Annotated in this window: 16 protein-coding genes; 10 read left to right on the forward strand and 6 right to left on the reverse strand. The window is 65.7% G+C overall.

The annotated features are described in order from the left end of the window. Positions 1-163: 163 nt before the first annotated feature. The 5 genes from VGH68_RS20100 to proC all read left to right on the forward strand — a co-directional run bounded on the left by VGH68_RS20100 (position 164) and on the right by proC (position 5,807). Positions 164-1,657, forward strand: a complete 1,494-nt coding sequence (locus tag VGH68_RS20100) for an FAD-linked oxidase C-terminal domain-containing protein (RefSeq protein ID WP_331605437.1) — start codon at positions 164-166, stop codon at positions 1,655-1,657. Between the two features lie 188 nt (positions 1,658-1,845). After that, entirely contained in the window at positions 1,846-2,934 is a 1,089-nt protein-coding gene (glcE, locus tag VGH68_RS20105) for a glycolate oxidase subunit GlcE (RefSeq protein ID WP_331605438.1), read from the forward strand. An 8-nt stretch (positions 2,935-2,942) separates the two neighbouring features. Beyond that, on the forward strand, positions 2,943-4,169 hold the full coding sequence (glcF, locus tag VGH68_RS20110; RefSeq protein ID WP_331605439.1) for a glycolate oxidase subunit GlcF: 1,227 nt from the start codon (positions 2,943-2,945) through the stop codon (positions 4,167-4,169). Between the two features lie 32 nt (positions 4,170-4,201). Continuing rightward, positions 4,202-4,912, forward strand: a complete 711-nt coding sequence (locus VGH68_RS20115; protein WP_331605440.1) for a YggS family pyridoxal phosphate-dependent enzyme — start codon at positions 4,202-4,204, stop codon at positions 4,910-4,912. A gap of 79 nt (positions 4,913-4,991) precedes the next feature. Next, positions 4,992-5,807 (forward strand): pyrroline-5-carboxylate reductase, encoded by an 816-nt coding sequence (proC, locus tag VGH68_RS20120; protein WP_331605441.1) that lies wholly within the window; start codon positions 4,992-4,994, stop codon positions 5,805-5,807. Between the two features lie 110 nt (positions 5,808-5,917). Here proC and ubiA read toward each other — a convergent pair whose 3' ends face one another. From ubiA to recG, 6 genes are all read right to left on the reverse strand, one after another. Further along, entirely contained in the window at positions 5,918-6,781 is an 864-nt protein-coding gene (gene ubiA, locus VGH68_RS20125; RefSeq protein ID WP_331605442.1) for a 4-hydroxybenzoate octaprenyltransferase, read from the reverse strand. A gap of 234 nt (positions 6,782-7,015) precedes the next feature. Continuing rightward, entirely contained in the window at positions 7,016-7,510 is a 495-nt protein-coding gene (locus VGH68_RS20130) for a Dps family protein (RefSeq protein WP_331605443.1), read from the reverse strand. 237 nt (positions 7,511-7,747) lie between these two features. Further along, the gene (locus tag VGH68_RS20135; RefSeq protein WP_331605444.1) at positions 7,748-7,918 is read right to left on the reverse strand and encodes a hypothetical protein; all 171 of its coding nucleotides are present in this window, start codon (positions 7,916-7,918) and stop codon (positions 7,748-7,750) included. 107 nt (positions 7,919-8,025) lie between these two features. Then, complete coding sequence (locus VGH68_RS20140; protein WP_331605445.1) at positions 8,026-9,480, reverse strand: catalase; 1,455 nt, start codon at positions 9,478-9,480, stop codon at positions 8,026-8,028. A gap of 415 nt (positions 9,481-9,895) precedes the next feature. Next, complete coding sequence (locus VGH68_RS20145) at positions 9,896-10,855, reverse strand: hydrogen peroxide-inducible genes activator (protein ID WP_331605446.1); 960 nt, start codon at positions 10,853-10,855, stop codon at positions 9,896-9,898. 118 nt (positions 10,856-10,973) lie between these two features. Next, positions 10,974-13,307 carry an ATP-dependent DNA helicase RecG gene (recG, locus tag VGH68_RS20150; RefSeq protein WP_331605447.1) on the reverse strand — a complete coding sequence of 778 codons (2,334 nt, stop codon included), beginning with the start codon at positions 13,305-13,307 and terminating at the stop codon, positions 10,974-10,976. A gap of 176 nt (positions 13,308-13,483) precedes the next feature. Here recG and queA point away from each other — a divergent pair, with 176 nt between their 5' ends. From queA to secF, 5 genes are all read left to right on the forward strand, one after another. Continuing rightward, positions 13,484-14,542 carry a tRNA preQ1(34) S-adenosylmethionine ribosyltransferase-isomerase QueA gene (gene queA, locus VGH68_RS20155; protein ID WP_331605448.1) on the forward strand — a complete coding sequence of 353 codons (1,059 nt, stop codon included), beginning with the start codon at positions 13,484-13,486 and terminating at the stop codon, positions 14,540-14,542. 121 nt (positions 14,543-14,663) lie between these two features. Next, positions 14,664-15,854, forward strand: a complete 1,191-nt coding sequence (gene tgt, locus VGH68_RS20160; protein ID WP_331605449.1) for a tRNA guanosine(34) transglycosylase Tgt — start codon at positions 14,664-14,666, stop codon at positions 15,852-15,854. A gap of 227 nt (positions 15,855-16,081) precedes the next feature. Then, a complete protein-coding gene (gene yajC / locus VGH68_RS20165; protein ID WP_331605450.1) occupies positions 16,082-16,411 on the forward strand; it encodes a preprotein translocase subunit YajC in 330 nt (109 codons plus the stop codon). 124 nt (positions 16,412-16,535) lie between these two features. Beyond that, complete coding sequence (gene secD, locus VGH68_RS20170; RefSeq protein ID WP_331605451.1) at positions 16,536-18,662, forward strand: protein translocase subunit SecD; 2,127 nt, start codon at positions 16,536-16,538, stop codon at positions 18,660-18,662. 18 nt (positions 18,663-18,680) lie between these two features. Next, positions 18,681-19,288, forward strand: a 608-nt coding sequence (secF, locus tag VGH68_RS20175) for a protein translocase subunit SecF (RefSeq protein ID WP_331605452.1), incomplete at its 3' end; no start/stop codon positions are given.

Raw genomic sequence — 19,288 nt, forward strand, 5'->3', positions numbered from 1 at the left:
CACCGCGGCAGGTCGGGTGGCCTGCGCGCCGCTCGCGTCTGAATCAAAGCAGCGCGAAGCAACCGGCGTGGAACAGATCGGATAAAGCAAGCGCCGCAAACAGCCGGCTCGAACGGCGAGCCGGCGAGCCGAAGCGGCGAAAGCCACGATGGAGACGAATCACATGAACGCACCCGCTGAACTGTCGGCCGACGTACTGGCCCAGCGCCAGCGCGAAGTCGTGCAGGCGCTGATGGCCGTATTGCCGAACCACTGTCTGCTTTACCGCGAGGAAGACACCGTCGCGTACGACTGCGACGGCCTCGCGGCCTACCGGCGACTGCCGCTCGCGGTCGCGCTGCCGGAAACCGAATCGCAGGTGCAGCGCATCGTGCAGATCTGCCACCGCCTGGAAGTGCCGATTGTGCCGCGTGGCGCGGGCACCGGACTGTCCGGCGGCGCCATGCCGATCAAGCACGGCGTGGTGGTCTCGCTCGCGCGCTTCAGAAAGATCGTCGAAGTCGACTCCTATGCGCGTACCGCGACCGTGCAGCCAGGCGTGCGCAACCTTGCGATCTCCGAGGCCGCAGCGCCGTACGGTCTCTACTATGCGCCGGACCCATCGTCGCAGATCGCCTGCACGATCGGCGGCAACGTGTCGGAAAACTCCGGTGGCGTGCATTGCCTCAAGTACGGCCTGACCGTGCATAACGTGCTGCGCGTACGCGCGGTGACGATGGAAGGCGAGGTGGTCGAATTCGGCTCGCTCGCGCCGGACGCGCCCGGGCTCGATCTGCTCGCGGTGATGATCGGCAGCGAGGGCATGTTCGCGATCGTCACCGAAGTAACCGTCAAGCTGATCCCGAAACCGCAAACGGCGCAGGTGATCATGGCGAGTTTCGACGACGTCATCAAGGGTGGCGACGCGGTCGCCGGCATCATCGCGGCAGGCATCATTCCGGCCGGCCTCGAGATGATGGACAAGCCGGCCACGCGCGCGGTCGAGGAATTCGTCAATGCGGGCTACGACCTCGACGCGGCGGCCATCCTGCTGTGCGAGTCCGACGGCACGCCCGAAGAGGTCGCCAACGAGGTCGTGCGCATGACCGCGGTGCTGCGCGAACACGGCGCGACGCGCATCCAGATTTCCCGCACCGAGGCGGAGCGGCTGCGCTTCTGGTCCGGGCGCAAGAACGCGTTTCCGGCGGCCGGCCGCATTTCGCCGGACTACTACTGCATGGACGGCACGGTACCGCGCCGCAGTATCGGGCCGCTGCTCGCGCGCATCGAAGAAATGGAAAAAAAGTACCAACTGCGCTGCATCAACGTGTTCCATGCGGGCGACGGCAACATGCATCCGCTGATCCTCTTCAACGGCAACGACCGGGACGAATGGCATCGCGCCGAGGCCTTCGGCAGCGACATCCTCGAGGCGTGCGTCGAACTCGGCGGCACGGTGACGGGCGAGCACGGCGTCGGGATCGAAAAGATCAATTCGATGTGCGTGCAGTTTTCACCCGAGGAGCGCGATGCGTTCCACGCGGTCAAGCGCGCGTTCGACGCGCCGGGCCTGCTGAACCCCGACAAGGGCATTCCTACCCGGGCGCGGTGCGCCGAATACGGCAGGATGCACGTGCGCGGCGGGCTGCTGCCTCATCCCGATCTGCCGCGCTTCTAGGGTCCGGCCCAGCATCGCGCATGACCTGCCGGTTCGCTGACCCGCGCGGTGGGCCAGCGCGCGTGCGCGCAACGCCCGCCGGCGCCTCCAGCCGTTGCTGCCCGATGCGGTGCCGGTACGGGTGCGCTCCGGGTTGCCAGCGAGCCCCCGCCCGGTACAATCAATCGAAACACAACGAGCAGGACACCATGGAAGAGGACGACATCGTCGCGGTATGGTCGGAGCGCGTGCGTTCGGCCAGCGCCGAAGGGCGCGCGTTGCGCATCCGTGGCGGCGGCACCAAGGACTGGTACGGTCAAACGCTGGAAGGTGAAATCCTCGACACGCGCGCTTATCGCGGCATCATCGCGTATGACCCGGCCGAGCTCGTGATCACCGCGCGGGCGGGCACGCCCCTGCTGGAAATCGAAGCTGCGCTCGCCGAGCACGATCAGATGCTCGCATTCGAGCCGCCGCACTTCGGCCCGCAAGCCACCTTCGGTGGCTGCATCGCCGCGGGCATTTCCGGACCGCGCCGGCCGGCTGTCGGCGCGGCGCGCGACTTCGTGCTCGGCGCCGTCGTGATGAACGGCCAGGGGCAGATTCTGCGCTTCGGCGGCCAGGTCGTGAAGAACGTCGCGGGCTACGACGTATCGCGTCTGCTGGCGGGCTCGCTGGGCACGCTCGGGCTGATCCTCGAACTGTCGATCAAGGTGCTGCCACTGCCGCAGGCCGAAGCCACGCTGAAATTCGAGATGAACGGCACCGACGCGGTGCGCAAGCTCAACGAATGGGCCGGCCGCCCGCTGCCGATCACCGCGAGCGCATGGCGCAACGGCACGCTCGCCGTGCGCCTCGCGGGCGCGGAAGCCGCGGTCAAGGCGGCACGCACGGCGCTAGGCGGCGAAGTCGTCGATGCGGTGGAAGCGGCGCGGTTCTGGGCCGGCCTGCGCGAGCAAACCGATTCGTTTTTCGCGGCGATTCCGCCGAACGCTGCGCTGTGGCGACTTGCACTGCCGTCGATCACCGAGCCGCTGCAACTGCCCGGCGCGCAACTGATGGAATGGGGCGGCGGCCAGCGCTGGTGGATCACCGACACCGACGCGCAGACCGTGCGCATCAGCGCGAAACAGGCCGGCGGCCACGCGACGATCTTCCGCGGCGGCCACGGTTATGACCGTAGCGCCGGCGTCTTCACGCCGCAGCCCGCGCCGCTGATGAAAATCCATCGCGGCCTCAAACATGCTTTCGACCCGGCCCGCATCTTCAACCGCGGCCGTCTCTACTCTGACTTCTGAGCGACGCGATGCAAACGAACCTCGCGGACTTCATTCGCAATACACCCGATGGCGACGAAGCCGACGCCATCCTGCGCAAATGCGTGCACTGCGGTTTCTGCACGGCGACTTGCCCGACCTATCAACTGCTCGGCGACGAACTCGACGGCCCGCGCGGCCGCATCTATCTGATCAAGCAGATGGTCGAGGGCGCGCCGGTCTCGCGCAGCACACAGACGCATCTCGATCGCTGCCTCACCTGCCGCAACTGCGAATCGACCTGCCCGTCCGGCGTCCAGTACGGCAGGCTGGTCGAAATCGGCCGCAAGATCACCGAGGAAAAGGTGCGCCGCCCGCTCGGCCAGCGCGTGTTGCGCCGCGTGCTCGCGAGCGTCTTGCCGAACAGCGCGATCTTCACGCCGGCGATGCGGCTCGGCCAGCAGTTCCGCGGCTTGCTGCCGAAAAAGCTGCGCGACAAGGTGCCCGCGCGGCAACGCCCGCTCGAATGGCCGTCCGCGAAACACGAACGCAAGATGCTGATGCTCGCGGGCTGCGTGCAACCGTCGATGATGCCGAACGTCAACGTCGCGACCGCGCGGGTATTCGATGCGCTCGGCATCGAAACGGTGGTCGCGCCCGAAGCCGGCTGCTGCGGCGCGATCCGCCTGCATCTCGGCTATAACGACGAAGCGCTCGACGACCTGCGCGCCAACATCGACGCATGGTGGCCGCACGTCGAGCAGGGCGCCGAGGCGATCCTGATGAACGCGTCGGGCTGCGGCGCGACGGTCAAGGAATACGCGCATCTGCTGCGCCACGATCCGGCGTATGCGGAGAAGGCGCGCCGTATCGTCGAACTGACGCGCGACGTCGCCGAGATCCTGCCAGAGTTCGAGGAGCAGCTCGTCGCGATCACGCGGCGCCGTTCTGTGCATACGGTCGCCTTTCATCCGCCGTGCACGCTGCAACACGGGCAGCAGATTCGCGGCAAGGTCGAGCAGTTGCTCACCGCCCTTGGCATCGAAGTGCGCCTGCCCGCCGACAGCCATCTGTGCTGCGGCTCGGCCGGCACGTATTCGCTGACACAGCCGCGCCTGTCGTATGCATTGCGCGATCAGAAGCTCGAGCGGCTGCAGGCGCAGGAGCCGCAAGTGATCGTATCGGCGAACGTTGGCTGCATCGCGCATCTGCAAAGCGGCACGTCGACGCCGGTCGCGCACTGGATCGAACTGGTCGAGCACATGCTGTCCGTATAATCGGGGTCGTCGCCGAACACCGGTTCCGTTCCATGTCCGATCTGAATCATCATCTCGCTCACCACCTCGCCGAAGTGCAGCAGCGCATCGCGAAGGCCGCGCAAGCGGCCGGCCGCGACCCGCATGCGGTCACGCTGCTCGCGGTTTCCAAAACCTTTCCCGCCGATGCCGTGCGCGCCGCCCATGCGGCAGGGCAACCGGCGTTCGGCGAGAACTACGTGCAGGAATCGCTCGACAAGATTCAGGCGCTCGCCGATTTGCGCGCGTCGCTCGCATGGCATTTCATCGGCCCGCTGCAATCGAACAAGACGCGCCCCGTCGCGGAGAACTTCGACTGGGTGCATTCGGTCGATCGGCTCAAGATCGCCCAGCGGCTTTCGGAGCAGCGCCCCGACCATCTGCCGCCGCTGAACGTCTGTTTGCAGGTCAACGTCAGCGGCGAGGCGTCGAAAAGCGGTGTGACCGTCGCCGACGCGGCCGATATTGCACGCCAGATCGCCGCGCTGCCGAAGCTGACACTGCGCGGCCTGATGTCGATTCCCGAACCGGCCGGCGACCTCGACGCACAGCGCGCGCCGCATCGCGAGTTGCGCGAACTGTTCGAGCGCTTGCGCGGCGACGGACTCGCGCTCGATACGCTGTCGATGGGCATGTCGGCGGACCTCGACGCGGCCGTGCTCGAAGGCGCGACGATCGTGCGCGTCGGCACCGCGATCTTCGGCGCGCGCGACTATTCGCACTGAGCTTTTTCCGGGACCCGCGCGCGACTAGCCGGGTCCGTCATCGCATCCCGCCTCTCACTTGAACCTCACCCGGACCATCATGAAAATTGCGTTTATCGGCGGCGGCAACATGGCCGCGGCGTTGATCGGCGGCCTCATCAAGCGGGGCGCCGCGCCCGCTGACCTGTACGCGGTCGATCCGAACGAAGACGCGCGCAAGCGCAACGAGCAGCGATTCGGCATCCGCACCGGGGCCGCCGCGGACACCGCGCTCGCCGCGTACGACGCGGTCGTCCTCGCGGTCAAGCCGCAGATCCTGAAGAGCGTGGCCGAAACGGTGGCGCCGCATTTGCAAGCGTCACAGCTGGCGATCAGCATCGTCGCGGGCATTCGCATCGCGGACATGTCGCGCTGGCTGAACGGCCATAGCCGCGTCGTGCGCGTGATGCCGAACACGCCGGCGCTGATCGGCATGGGCGTGACGGGATTGGTCGCGACGAACGACGTCGACGAGGCGGGCCGCGCGCTCGCATCGCAGGTGCTCGGCGCGGTCGGCGAAACGGTGTGGTTCGACGACGAAGCGAAGATCGACGCGGTGACCGCGATCTCGGGCAGCGGGCCGGCCTACGTGTTCTATTTCATCGAAGCGCTGCAGGAAGCCGCGCGCCAACTCGGCATGAACGACGCGCAGGGCCGCGCGCTCGCGGTCGCGACCTTCGCGGGCGCCGCGCAACTCGCGGCCAGTTCCGACGAGCCGCTGAGCGTGCTGCGCGAACGCGTGACGTCGAAGGGCGGTACCACCGCGGCGGCGCTCGCGTCGTTCGCGGCGAGCGGCATCAAGGAAGCGATCGTGCGCGGCGCGCTGGCCGCCGATGCGCGTGCGCGCGAGATGGGTGACGAGTTCGGCAAGCAGTAAGCCGATCGTCCAGCGGAAACATATATCTGCCGTAGGCGCTCGCCCGTCGAATCGGAGCGAGCGCCTACGGCGTGCAGACACGGCAGCGGCGTTGAAAAGCGCGGCGAAAATTAAAACGAAGCCACCGCGTAATGCGCGGCGATACCGACGAACAGCGCGCCGCCGAGCCAGTTGTTATGACGGAACGCGGCGAAGCACGCCATCCGTTCGCGGTTGCGGATCAGCATGTAGTGATAGATCGCGCATCCGGCCGCGGCCGCCCAGCCGATCCAGTACAACAGCCCGAAACCGAGCGTCACGCCGATGCCGGCATAGATCCCGAGCGTCACCGCATAGCACAGCATGATTGCGGCCACGTCGAAACGGCCGAACGTCAGCGCCGACGTGCGGATGCCGATCTTGATGTCGTCCTCGCGATCGACCATTGCATATTCGGTGTCGTACGCGACCGACCAGAAAACATTCGCCAGCAGCATCACCCAGCCGAGCAGCGGCACGTGGTCCTGCACCGCGGCGAAGGCCATCGGAATGCCGAAACCGAACGCGATACCGAGGTACGCCTGCGGAATCGCGAAAAAACGCTTGGTGAACGGATACGAGCCGGCGACGAACAGCGCCACCACCGACAACTCTTTGGTCAGCGCGTTGAGCGGCAGTATCAGCACAAACGCGAGCAGCGACAAACCGAGGGCGAGTGCGATCGCTTCCCACGCGTTGATCTTGCCGGATGTGAGCGGGCGATTCTCGGTGCGCTTCACGTAGCGGTCGAAATCGCGGTCCGCATAGTCGTTGATCGCGCAGCCGGCCGAGCGCATCAACACGGTGCCGACGATGAAAATCACCAACAACTGCCATGACGGATGACCGCCGGATGCAATCCACAGCGCGTTGAGCGTCGGCCACAGCAACAGCAGGCTGCCGATCGGCTTGTCCATTCGCACGAGGCGCAGATACAGGGGGAGTCGGGCAAACATGGGACGGATTCGGTGAAGTGCGAACACGGTGCGGCTATTTTATGGGATGCAGGTGGCTGGCCCGGTTTCGAGTGGCCGGGCGCTCGCTTGCGGGGGCGTGCTAATGACGCGGCCACGCGGCGGCCAACGCAAAAAATAAAGCCTCCCGCATGAGGAGGCTTTATTCGCTTTCAGCACGGTGTGCGCATCGCCACACCCGCATCAGATGCTAGTCGAGTGCAGCTTGCCCACAGGTCACGCGAGCAGCGAGCGCAACATCCAAGCGGTCTTTTCATGCGTCTGCATGCGTTGCGTGAGCAGGTCGGCGGTCGGTTCGTCGTTGGCGGCTTCCGTCGACGGGAAAATCGCGCGCGCGGTGCGCACCACCGCTTCCTGACCTTCGACGAGCTGGCGGATCATGTCTTCCGCAGCCGGCACGCCATCGGCTTCGGGGATCGACGACAGCTTCGCGAAGTCCCTGTAGCTGCCGGGCGCATGCACGCCCAGCGCGCGGATACGTTCGGCGATTGCGTCGACCGCGAGCGCGAGTTCGTTGTATTGCGTTTCGAACATCAGATGCAGCGTATTGAACATCGGACCCGTGACGTTCCAGTGGAAGTTGTGGGTCTTCAGGTAGAGCGTGTAAGTGTCGGCGAGCAGACGCGCCAGCCCTTCCGCGATCTTCTTGCGATCCTTGTCGCTGATCCCGATGTTGACGTGCTGTACGGCTGCGGCTTCTTTCTTGGCCATGATGACTCCTTCGAAGAGTGATACGAACCGGTCGGCAAATGACAGCTGCGAAACGGACCTAAAACGTTCGACAGTGTAGCGTGAAATTCCGGGAGATTCGCGCGACGCGCGGCTGCGCGCGTTGATTTGACAGCGGTTCGAGCCCCGTTGCGCGAGCGTCTCGCCATCGTGGCAAGTCGAATCCACCGCTGCTTCGATCGTCTCGCGTGCACCCGTCTCGCGCCAATCCGCCGCCGCTCACCCGCGCAGCACGTGCTGCAACGCCTGCGCGGCGAGCACCGCGAAGCCGCTCGTGACGATCGCGAATCCGACCGCCTTGCGCAGGATCTCCGCGTGCCGCTTCTGCTGCCATCGCATCCCACGCGCGGCGGCCGAACCGCCAATGGTTGCCATCATCATCTGGATCATGATCGTCCTCCCGGTTCGTCTTGGCGCGGGTGCTGCATGCCTGCGCCGCACCCGCCCGTTGCTCTGTTACGCCACTACGGCTTTGCTACCTGCTACACACGCAGCGCTCAACGGCCTTTGCGTTCCTGCGATGCGGCCAGCGCCGCGATGACACCTTCCGCGTAGGCCGGGTCGGCGCGGCGAAAATGCTCTATCTGACGCGCGACGATGTCCTGCGGCACGCCATCGATATGCCGCGCGATATTGCCGAACAGACGCTCGCGCTGCGCCGCGTCGAACAGTTCGAACAGCATGCGCGGCTGCGTGTAGTAATCGTCGTCCTCGCGATGCTCGTAATGCGCGACCGCGCCTGCCGCAAGCGGCGGCTCGGACGCATCCGCATCCTGCGCGAAGTCGCCGAAGCGGCTCGGCTCGTAGTTCACGGTGCCGCCGAGATTGCCGTCGGTGCGCATCGCGCCGTCACGGTGAAACGAATGCGGGTTCGGCGTGCGCGGCGCGTTCACCGGGATCTGATGGTGATTGACGCCGAGCCGGTAACGCTGCGTATCGCCATACGAGAACAGCCGCCCCTGCAACAGGCGATCCGGCGAGAAGCCGATGCCCGGCACCACGTTGGCCGGCGTGAACGCCGCCTGCTCGACATCGGCGAAATAGTTCGCCGCGTTGCGGTTCAACTCGATCGTGCCGACGTCGATCAGCGGATAGTCCTTCTGCGACCATACTTTCGTGATGTCGAATGGATTGAAGCGATAGCTCGCAGCCTCCGCTTCCGGCATCACCTGAATCGCGAAACGCCACTTCGGGAAGTTGCCGGCGTCGATGCTGTTGATCAGATCCCGCTGCGCGCTTTCGCGGTCCGACGCGACCACCTGCGCGGCTTCGGCATCGGTGAAGTTGTCGATGCCCTGCAGCGACTTGAAGTGAAACTTCACCCAGAACCGCTCGTTGTTAGCGTTGATGAACGAGTACGTGTGCGAGCCGAAACCGTGCATCTGCCGATAGTTCTTCGGAATGCCGCGATCGCTCATCAGGATCGTCACCTGATGCAGCGACTCCGGATGACGCGACCAGAAATCCCACGCCGCGACGTTGCTGCGCAGGTTCGTGTGCGGGTCGCGCTTCTGCGTATGGATAAAGTCCGGAAACTTCAGCGGATCGCGGATAAAGAACACCGGCGTGTTGTTGCCGACCACGTCCCAGTTGCCATCCTCGGTGTAGAACTTGATCGAGAAGCCGCGCACGTCGCGTTCGGCGTCGGCCGCGCCACGCTCGCCGGCCACCGTCGAAAAGCGCATGAACAGCGGCGTCTCGTGGCCGAGCTGCGCGAACACTTTGGCCTTCGTATAACGCGAGATCTCGTGCGTGACCTTCAGTGTGCCGAATGCACCGGAACCCTTCGCGTGGACGCGGCGCTCGGGAATCACTTCGCGGTCGAAGTGGGCGAGCTTTTCGAGCAACCAGACGTCCTGCAGCACGACCGGGCCCCGGGCGCCGGCGGTGATCGAATTCTGGTTGTCTGCGACGGGCGCGCCGGCCGCGTTGGTGAGCTTGCGTTCTGACATGCGTACTCCTGCGTGGATTTTTATCGAAATAGAGAACAGCGGCGCGGCATCCGCAAACCGGATGCCGTGATGAATCGGCTCGTCAGGCGCCCAGCACCCGGTCGACCAACAAGGCCACCGCGACGGTGCGCGTACTCGGGGTTGAGATCAGCGGGGCCGGCGTGGCCTGTGGTGTGTCGGAAGCGTGGATGGGCTGCGAATCCGCTTGCATGATGTTTTCCTCCGGTTTGCGTTACGCGCCAGGCTTCCGGGCCGAGCGCTGCGCCGTGTGGGACAAGGATCGGGCGATCCGTGGAGGAGACTATATCAATGCTATCGAACTTTCGTGTTTGATTAACTTAATCTATTCGATAGGACGCACTTGCGATCTTTTCGAGACATCCGGCCGCCAATGCGGCGCGCAAGCGGCCGTCTCTTAATTGACCGCCGCCGGCAGATCGAGCTTTTTGACGCCCGGCAGATCGCAAGCGGCGATCGCATCGCAGATTGCTTCGATCGCGGGCATGCGCGTGAAGCTTTTGCGCCACGCAAGCACGACGCGCCGGTCGGGCACGGGCTCGTCGAACGCGACGTAGCTGAGCAGACCCGCGTCGATACCGGCCGCATGCGGCTTCACCTCATGCACCGACATGCGCGGCAGCACCGTGATGCCGACGCCGCTCGCCACCATATGGCGAATCGTCTCCAGCGACGAGCCCTCGAAGGTCTTCTGGATACCGTCCGCATTCTGCGAAAAACGCATCAGTTCCGGGCACACGCCGAGCACGTGATCGCGGAAGCAGTGGCCGCTGCCCAGCAGCAGCATGGTTTCCTGCTTCAGGTCTTCGGGGTCGATCTTCGCGCGCGTTTCCCACGCATGACCGGACGGCAGCGCGACGACGAACGGCTCGTCGTAGACCGGACGCAGCATCAGCCCCGTCTCGGGAAACGGCAACGCCATGATCGCGACGTCGATTTCGCCCTGCTTGAGCAGTTCGATCAGCTTGAGCGTGTAGTTTTCCTGCAGCATCAGCGGCATCTGCGGCACGCGCGCGATCATCTGCTTGACCAGCGTGGGCAACAGATACGGCCCGATCGTGTAAATCACGCCAAGGCGCAGGGGGCCGACGAGCGGGTCCTTGCCCTGCTTCGCGATCTCCTTGATCGCGAGCGTCTGCTCGAGCACGCGCTGCGCTTGCGTGACGATCTGTTCGCCGATCGGCGTGACGCTGACCTCGCTGGTGCCGCGCTCGAAGATCTGCACGTTCAGCTCGTCTTCGAGCTTCTTGATCGCGACGGACAGCGTGGGCTGGCTGACGAAACACGCTTCGGCGGCCCGGCCGAAGTGCCGCTCGCGCGCGACCGCCACGATGTATTTCAATTCGGTGAGCGTCATTCGGGGATCAATCAGTTTGGTGGATTCGATAGGTTCTAGTTATACACCTATAGGGTCGGTTCGCCAACCTGGGCCGGGCTTTCGGCTGAAGCGTGCCACCGCACGGCCCGCGCCGGCCTCACGCCTTCAGATACTGCTCGCGGGCGCCGAGCCAGCGCGCCAGATGCTGAAGCACCACGTCCGGATAGTTTTCCAGCAGCGCCGCAGCGGCCTCGCGGGCCGGTTCGATCAGCCACTGGTCGTTCTGAAGGTCCGCGAAGCGCAACATCGCGGCACCCGACTGGCGCGCGCCAAGAAACTCGCCCGGACCGCGAATTTCGAGATCGCGCCGCGCGATTTCGAAACCGTCGGTGGTCTCGCGCATCGTTTGCAGGCGCGCGCGCGCGGTCATCGACAGCGGCCCGGTATACAGCAGCACGCAGACCGACGCGGCGCTGCCACGTCCCACCCGCCCGCGCAATTGATGCAGTTGCGCGAGGCCGAAGCGCTCCGCGTGCTCGATCACCATCAGCGACGCGTTCGGCACGTCGACGCCGACTTCGATCACCGTCGTCGCGACCAGTAGCTGGACCTCGTTGCGCGAGAACGCGTCCATCACCGCCGCCTTCTCGCCGGGCGCGAGACGGCCATGCACGAGCCCGACCTTCAGTTCGGGCAGCGCGGCGACCAGCGTTTCGTAGGTCTCGACCGCGGTCTGCAACTGCAAGGTCTCGCTTTCCTCGATCAGGGGGCACACCCAGTACACCTGACGCCCCGTCAGCGCGGCCTCGCGCACGCGGCCGATCACTTCTTCGCGGCGCGCGTCGGAGATCAGCTTGGTGAGGATCGGCGTACGGCCAGGCGGCAGTTCGTCGATCGTCGACACGTCGAGGTCCGCGTAGTAGGTCATTGCGAGCGTGCGCGGAATCGGCGTCGCCGACATCATCAGTTGATGCGGCTGAAAGTCGCGCGCGCCATCGGCCGCGTTTTTCGCCTTTGCGCGCAGCGCGAGCCGTTGCGCGACGCCGAAGCGATGCTGTTCATCGACGATCACGAGGCCGAGGCGCGCGAACTCGACCGCGTCCTGAATGATCGCGTGCGTGCCGATCACGAGCTGCGCGGTGCCGAGCGCGGCGGCTTCGATCGCCGCGCGCTTCTCCTTCGTCTTCAGGCTGCCCGCGAGCCACGCGACGCTGACGCCAAGCGGCTCGAGCCAGCCGCGCAGCTTGCGGGCGTGCTGCTCGGCGAGGATTTCAGTGGGCGCCATCAGCGCAGCCTGGTAGCCGGCGTCGATCGCCTGCGCGGCGGCGAGCGCCGCGACGATCGTCTTGCCGCTGCCGACGTCGCCCTGCAAGAGCCGCTGCATCGGATGCGGCTGGGTCAGATCGAGTGCGATCTCGCCGCCGACGCGCTGCTGCGCGCCCGTCAGCGCAAACGGCAGCGCCTTCAGCAAACGCGCGACCAGCGCCGACTCATCGCCGAGCTTGCGACGTGGCATCGCCGGCGCGGCGCGGGTGCGCCGCTCGTCGTGTGCGCGCTTGAGCGACATCTGCTGCGCGAGCAGTTCCTCGAACTTGATACGAATCCACGCGGGATGCGTGCCGTCGATCAGCGCGGTCTCGTCCGACTGCACGCCCGGATGATGCAGCGTGCGCACCGCATCCAGCAGCGACGGCACGCCGAGCGGCTCGACAAACGCGCGCGCGACCGGCTCGGGCAGCAGTTCGGGCAGCGGCGTGCGCGCGAGCGCGTTGTCGATCGCCTTGCGCAGATAGGCCTGCGACACCCCAGCGGTGCTCGGATAGACCGGCGTCAGCGCCTGCGGCAGCGGCGTGTCTTCATCGACGACGCGCACCGCCGGATGCACCATTTCGATGCCGAAGAAGCCGCCGCGCACGTCGCCGCGCACCCGCAGCCGCGCGCCGGGCGCCATCTGCTTGACCTGCGAGCCGTAGAAGTTGAGAAAGCGCAGTATCAGTTCGTCGCCGTGCGCGTCGCGCAGCTTGACGAGCAGTTGGCGGCGCGGCCGGTAGGTGATCTCATTGTCGAACACCACGCCTTCGGTTTGCGCGATGCCACCGGGCAATAGCTGGCCGATCGGCGTGAGCGAGGTTTCGTCCTCGTAGCGCATGGGCAGATGCAGCACGAGATCGATCGAGCGGGTGAGGCCGAGTTTGGCGAGCTTGTCGGCGGTTTTGACCGGGGCTCGGGTTGCGGATTTGCCGGCGGGCCTTGCTTGGGTGGCGGCCTGGCCGCCCGCGTTCGCGTCTGCCGATTCATCCGCCGGATCGGGCGTGGTGCCGCTTGCGGGTTCGCCACTGTGGGCGGCGTCGAACTCGGCCGCCGTGATGCCGCCGCGCGCGCCGCCCTCCACCTCGCCATCTTGCGCCGCTTGCCCACGCGCGCCGCGGCGGCGCGGCGCGGCGCCCGCTTCGAGGGTGGCAACGGACAGTCGGCGGTCGGACAAAGGCATGGGCTGCTTCGCAAGTACAATATCGGCTGCTTTGAAAAACGTCGTGCCGCTCTTTGCGCTCCAGCGCTTGCAGGAGGCGGCACACGGCGCGTGGGGCCGCTTCGGCGTCCCGTCATCATAGCCGCCCGGCTCCGGCTTAGGCTCAATTCACTCCCATTTCGCTTCCAGTCGTTCGCATGTTTACGCTTTCCGATTTCGATTTCGATCTGCCGCCCGAGCTGATCGCGCAAGTCGCGCTGCCCGAGCGCAGCGCGAGCCGTCTGCTCGAAGTGGACGGCGCCGGTGCCGCCGACGGCGCCGCGCGTCTGCTGGACCGCCGCTTCACCGAACTACCCGAGTGCATCGCGCCGGGCGATCTGCTGATCTTCAACGACACCAAGGTGCTGAAGGCGCGCTTTTTCGGCCAGAAGGCGAGCGGCGGCCGGATCGAAGTGCTGGTCGAGCGCCTCGCCGGCGAGCGCACCGCGCTCGCGCAAATCCGCGCGAGCAAGAGCCCGCAGCCGGGCACCACGATCCGTCTCGCGGATGCGTTCGACGTCACCGTCGGCGAGCGCGTCGAGCCGTTCTACACACTGCATTTTCCGGCCGACTGCCTGACGCTGATCGAGCAGTACGGCCGTCTGCCGCTGCCGCCGTACATCGAGCACGATGCCGACGCGACCGACGAAACCCGCTATCAAACGGTGTTCGCGCAGAATCCGGGGGCGGTCGCCGCGCCGACCGCGGGCCTGCATTTCGACGACGCGCTGCTCGCGAAGCTCGACGCGCGCGGCATCGAGCGCGCGACGCTCACGCTGCACGTCGGCGCGGGCACGTTCCAGCCTGTACGGGTCGAGAACATCGCCGAGCACAAGATGCACAGCGAGTGGTATCACCTGCCGCAAGCGCTCGCGGACAAGATCGCCGCGACCCGCGCACGCGGCAACCGCGTGATCGCGGTGGGCACCACCTCGATGCGCGCGCTCGAAGCCGCCGCGCGCGACGCCGAGACCGCCGGCCGGCCGCTGGCCGCGACTCGCGCGGAAACCGACATCTTCATCACGCCGGGCTACCGGTTCCGGGTGGTCGACCGGCTGGTGACCAATTTCCATTTGCCCAAATCGACGCTGCTGATGCTGGTGTCGGCGTTCGCCGGCGTCGAGACGATTCGCGCCGCGTATCGGCATGCGATCGACGCGCGGTATCGGTTTTTCAGCTATGGCGACGCGATGCTGCTGACGCGGCGCGACGTTTGATCGAGCTCGAACGCCTGACATAGCATTGCCCTGTTTTCGCCTTTCTCGAGCCGCCGCGTATCTTCGCGGCGGCGCGTCCATATCCGCGCCGGACTGTTTTCCGGTAGCTCAGGAGTTATCCATGACCGTCGGTCATCCCCCGCAACACCCTGCTCACGAGCGTCCCGCTAACGGCCTCACATTCGAACTGCTCGGCACCGACGGCCTCGCGCGCCGCGGCCGCGTCACGCTCAACCATGGCGTGGTCGAAACGCCGATCTTCATGCCGGTCGGCACCTACGGCACCGTGAAGGCGGTCCAACCGCGCGAGCTCGACGAGATGCACGCGCAGATCATCCTCGGCAACACGTTTCACCTGTGGCTGCGCCCGGGGCTCGAGACGATCGACGCGCACGGCGGCCTGCACGGCTTCATGGGCTGGAACAAGCCGATCCTGACCGACTCTGGCGGCTTCCAGGTGTTCTCGCTCGGCGACCTGCGCAAGATCACCGAGGACGGCGTCAAGTTCGCGTCACCGATCAACGGCGACCGGCTGTTCCTGTCGCCGGAAGTGTCGATGCAGATCCAGAAAGTGCTGAATTCGGACATCGTGATGCAGTTCGACGAATGCACGCCTTACGCGACCAACAACATCCCGACCTCGCACAACGACGCAGCCGAATCGATGCGCATGTCGATGCGTTGGGCACAGCGCTCGATCGACGAGTTCCAGCGCCTGGGCAATCCGAATGCGCTGTTCGGAATCGTGCAGGGCGGCATGTTCGAAGACCTGCGCGACGAATCGCTCGCCGGCCTCGCGGAGAAAAACTTCCACGGCCTCGCGATCGGCGGTCTGTCGGTCGGCGAGCCGAAGGAAGACATGATGCGCATCCTGAACCACATCGGCCCGAAGCTGCCCGCCGACAAGCCGCACTACCTGATGGGCGTCGGCACCCCGGAAGACCTCGTGGCCGGGGTCGCCGCGGGCGTCGACATGTTCGACTGCGTGATGCCGACCCGCAACGCGCGCAACGGCTGGCTGTTCACGCGCTTCGGCGATATCAAGATCCGCAACGCGACGCACAGGAGCTCGCTGCGCCCGCTCGACGAGCAGTGCGGCTGCTACACCTGCCGGAATTTCACGCGCGGCTATCTGCATCATCTGCACCGCGTCGGCGAAATCCTCGGCGCGCAGTTGAACACGATCCACAACCTGCACTACTACCTTGAGCTGATGCAGGAAATGCGCGACGCGATCGACGCGAAGCTATTCGACACTTTCCGCCAGCGCTTCCACGAAGACCGCGCGCGCGGCGCCGCACCCTCGTCCTGACAGCGGTGCGCGCGGATTGCGCAAAAGAATTGGCGTGGCCGCCCGCTGGCGCGCCCGAAAACTTACAATCAACTTTCGCCGAACGGCGGATCGGAAGCGAGCCGCGGACCCGACCGGAGCCTTAACCGGTTGATCGCAAAGCCGATTCGCCGCGACGGCGCGCCTACGGCCGGTGGTAGAATAATCGGCTGATTTTTTTGTGTTTGACTGATAACGGAGAGACCAACGTGTCGTTCATTTCCAATGCCTTCGCACAAGGCGCTGCAGCAGGTGGCCTTGAATCGAACCTGATGAGCTTCCTGCCGCTGATCCTGATGTTCGGCGTGCTGTACTTCATCATGATTCGTCCGCAAATGAAGCGCCAGAAGGAACATCGCAACATGCTCTCTGCGATGGCCAAGGGCGATGAAGTCGTCACCAACGGCGGCATCGTCGGCAAGGTGACGAAGGTGGGCGACGCCTACGTCGGCATCGAAATCTCGCAAGGCACGGAAATCACCGTGCAAAAAGCGTCGGTCACGACAATTCTCCCGAAGGGCACGATCAAGTCGCTTTAAGGCCTGCTCTCCTGCGTCCGGCGCGGCCTCGCCGGCGGTTCGACAATTTCCCGCAGCTCGTTGAATCGCCCGCGCTCATCGCCGGACGCACCGCATCCAAGCCAACCTTCCCGTTGGACCACTCATGAATCGCTACCCCCTCTGGAAATACGCCGTGATGCTGGTGGCTCTCGTCATCGGCCTCGTGTACACGCTGCCCAATCTGTACGGCGAAGCGCCGGCGGTGCAGGTGTCGAGCGGCAAGGCGACGGTCAGGCTCGACGCCACGACGCTTGCGTCGGTCGAAGCCGCGCTCGCCTCCAATCAGATCAAGCCGACCGCGATCACGTTCGACAACTCGCAGAACAACGCGAACATCCGCGTGCGTCTCGCGGACACCGACACCCAGCTGCGCGTGAAGGATCTGCTGCAGAAGTCGCTCAATAGCGACCCGAACGATCCGCAGTTCGTCGTCGCGCTGAACCTGCAAAGCGCGTCGCCGAACTGGATGACCGCGCTGCACGCTCTGCCGATGTACCTCGGTCTCGACCTGCGCGGCGGTGTGCACTTCCTGCTGCAGGTCGACATGGCCGGCGCGCTCAACAAGAAGCTCGATTCCGACGCGTCGGACGTGCGCACGCTGCTGCGCGACAACAACGTCCGCGACGGCGGTGTGAATCGCGTGAACCAGTCGGTGGTGGTGAATCTGGCTGACCAGGCCACCGCGGACGCGGCGCTCAAGCTGCTCAACCGCGGCGTCAACGAACTCCAGTGGGCCTCGCAGCCCAATACCGGCGCGGACGGCGGCGTGCAGCTGGTCGGCACGTTCACGCCGGCCGTGCAGCGCGCGGTGCAGGATGCCGCGCTCAAGCAGAACATCACGACGCTGCATAACCGGGTGAACGAGCTTGGCGTGGCCGAGCCCGTGATCCAGCAACAAGGCACCGACCGCATCGTGGTCGAGCTGCCGGGCGTGCAGGACACCGCGAAGGCGAAGGACATCATCGGCCGTACGGCGACGCTCGAAGCGCGCCTCGCCGATCCGGTCAACACGCACCCGAATCCGAACGATCCGGTGCCGCCGGGCGACGAACTCTTCACGCAAGGCAACCAGGCGCCGGTGCTGCTGCGCAAGCAGGTGATCTTCACCGGCGACCGCATCATCGACGCCTCGGCGGGCTTCGACGAGCATCAGCGTCCGTCGGTCAATATCCGTCTCGACTCGGCCGGCGGCCGGGCGGTGCGCGCGGTGTCGCGCGACAACATCGGCAAGCCGATGGCGATGGTGCTGTTCGAGCGCGGCAAGGGTGAAGTGCTGACGGTCGCGACGATTCAGTCGGAATTGGGCGACCGCTTCCAGATCACCGGTCAGCCGACCCCGCAAGCCGCCGCCGACCTCGCGCTGCTGCTGCGCGCCGGTTCGCTCGCCGCGCCGATGGACATCATCGAGGAACGCACGATCGGCCCGAGCCTCGGCGCCGACAACATCAAGAAGGGCTTCCACTCGGTCGTATGGGGCTTCGCGGCGATCGCCGTGTTCATGATCGCGTACTACATGCTGTTCGGCGTGATCTCGATGATCGGTCTGTCCGTGAACCTGCTGCTGCTGGTCGCGGTGCTGTCGATGCTGCAGGCCACGCTCACGTTGCCGGGTATCGCCGCGATCGCGCTCGCACTCGGTATGGCGATCGACGCGAACGTGCTGATCAACGAGCGCGTGCGTGAAGAATTGCGCCACGGCGCGCCACCGCAGTTGGCAATCCAGAACGGCTACGCGCATGCGTGGGCGACGATTCTCGACTCGAACGTGACCACGCTGATCGCCGGCCTCGCGCTGCTCGCGTTCGGCTCCGGTCCGGTGCGCGGTTTCGCGATCGTCCACTGTATCGGCATTCTGACGTCGATGTTCTCGGCGGTGTTCTTCTCGCGCGGCGTGGTCAACTTCTGGTACGGCGGCAAGAAGAAGCTGAAGTCGCTGTCGATCGGCCAGGTGTGGCGTCCGCAGACGGCGAGCGCCGGCACGGCCGCGTATCTGGAGAACAGCCTCGGCAACGACGACGCCGCGACCGACACCGCGCAGGCCATCGCCGCCGCCCGGGCCAGTTCGAAGGCCAGTTCGAAGGCCAATGCAAAGGCCGGCGCGAAAGCCGCGGCTGGCGCGCAGGGCCGCGTGAAACCGAGCGTGCGCCGCCGCAATGCGCCGGGCACGCCGGCGTCGGACGGCTCGTCGTCGAACACGTCCGCGCCGCAAAAACCGGGTTCGTCCCGCTGAGTCCCGGAGAACAAGACCATGGAATTTTTCCGTTTCCGTAAAGACATCCCGTTCATGCAGCGCGCGTTGATCTTCAACGCGATCTCGCTGATCACCTTCCTCGCCGCCGTGTTCTTCCTCGTGCATCGCGGGCTGCATCTGTCGGTGGAATTCACCGGCGGTACCGTGATCGAGGTGCAATATCCGGGCACGGTGCCGCTCGACCCGGTGCGCGACACGCTCGGCAAGCTGGGCTACGCCGACGCCCAGGTGCAGAACTTCGGCTCGTCGCGCGACGTGCTGATCCGCCTGCCGTTGAAGACGGGCTATACGTCCGCGCAGCAGAGCGAACAGGTGATGGGCGCGCTCAAGGCCGAGACGCCGCAAGTGCAGTTGCAGCGCGTCGAGTTCGTCGGCCCGCAGGTCGGCAAGGAGCTCGCCACCGACGGTCTGCTGGCACTCGCCTGTGTGGTGGCGGGCATCGTGATCTACCTGTCGTTCCGCTTCGAATGGAAGTACGCGATAGCCGGCGTGATCGCGAACCTGCACGACGTGGTGATCATTCTCGGTTTCTTCGCGTTCTTCCAGTGGGAGTTCTCGCTGTCGGTGCTGGCCGCGGTGCTCGCGGTGCTCGGCTATTCGGTGAA

Source organism: Paraburkholderia sp. (assembly GCF_036488505.1).
GTDB lineage: Bacteria > Pseudomonadota > Gammaproteobacteria > Burkholderiales > Burkholderiaceae > Paraburkholderia.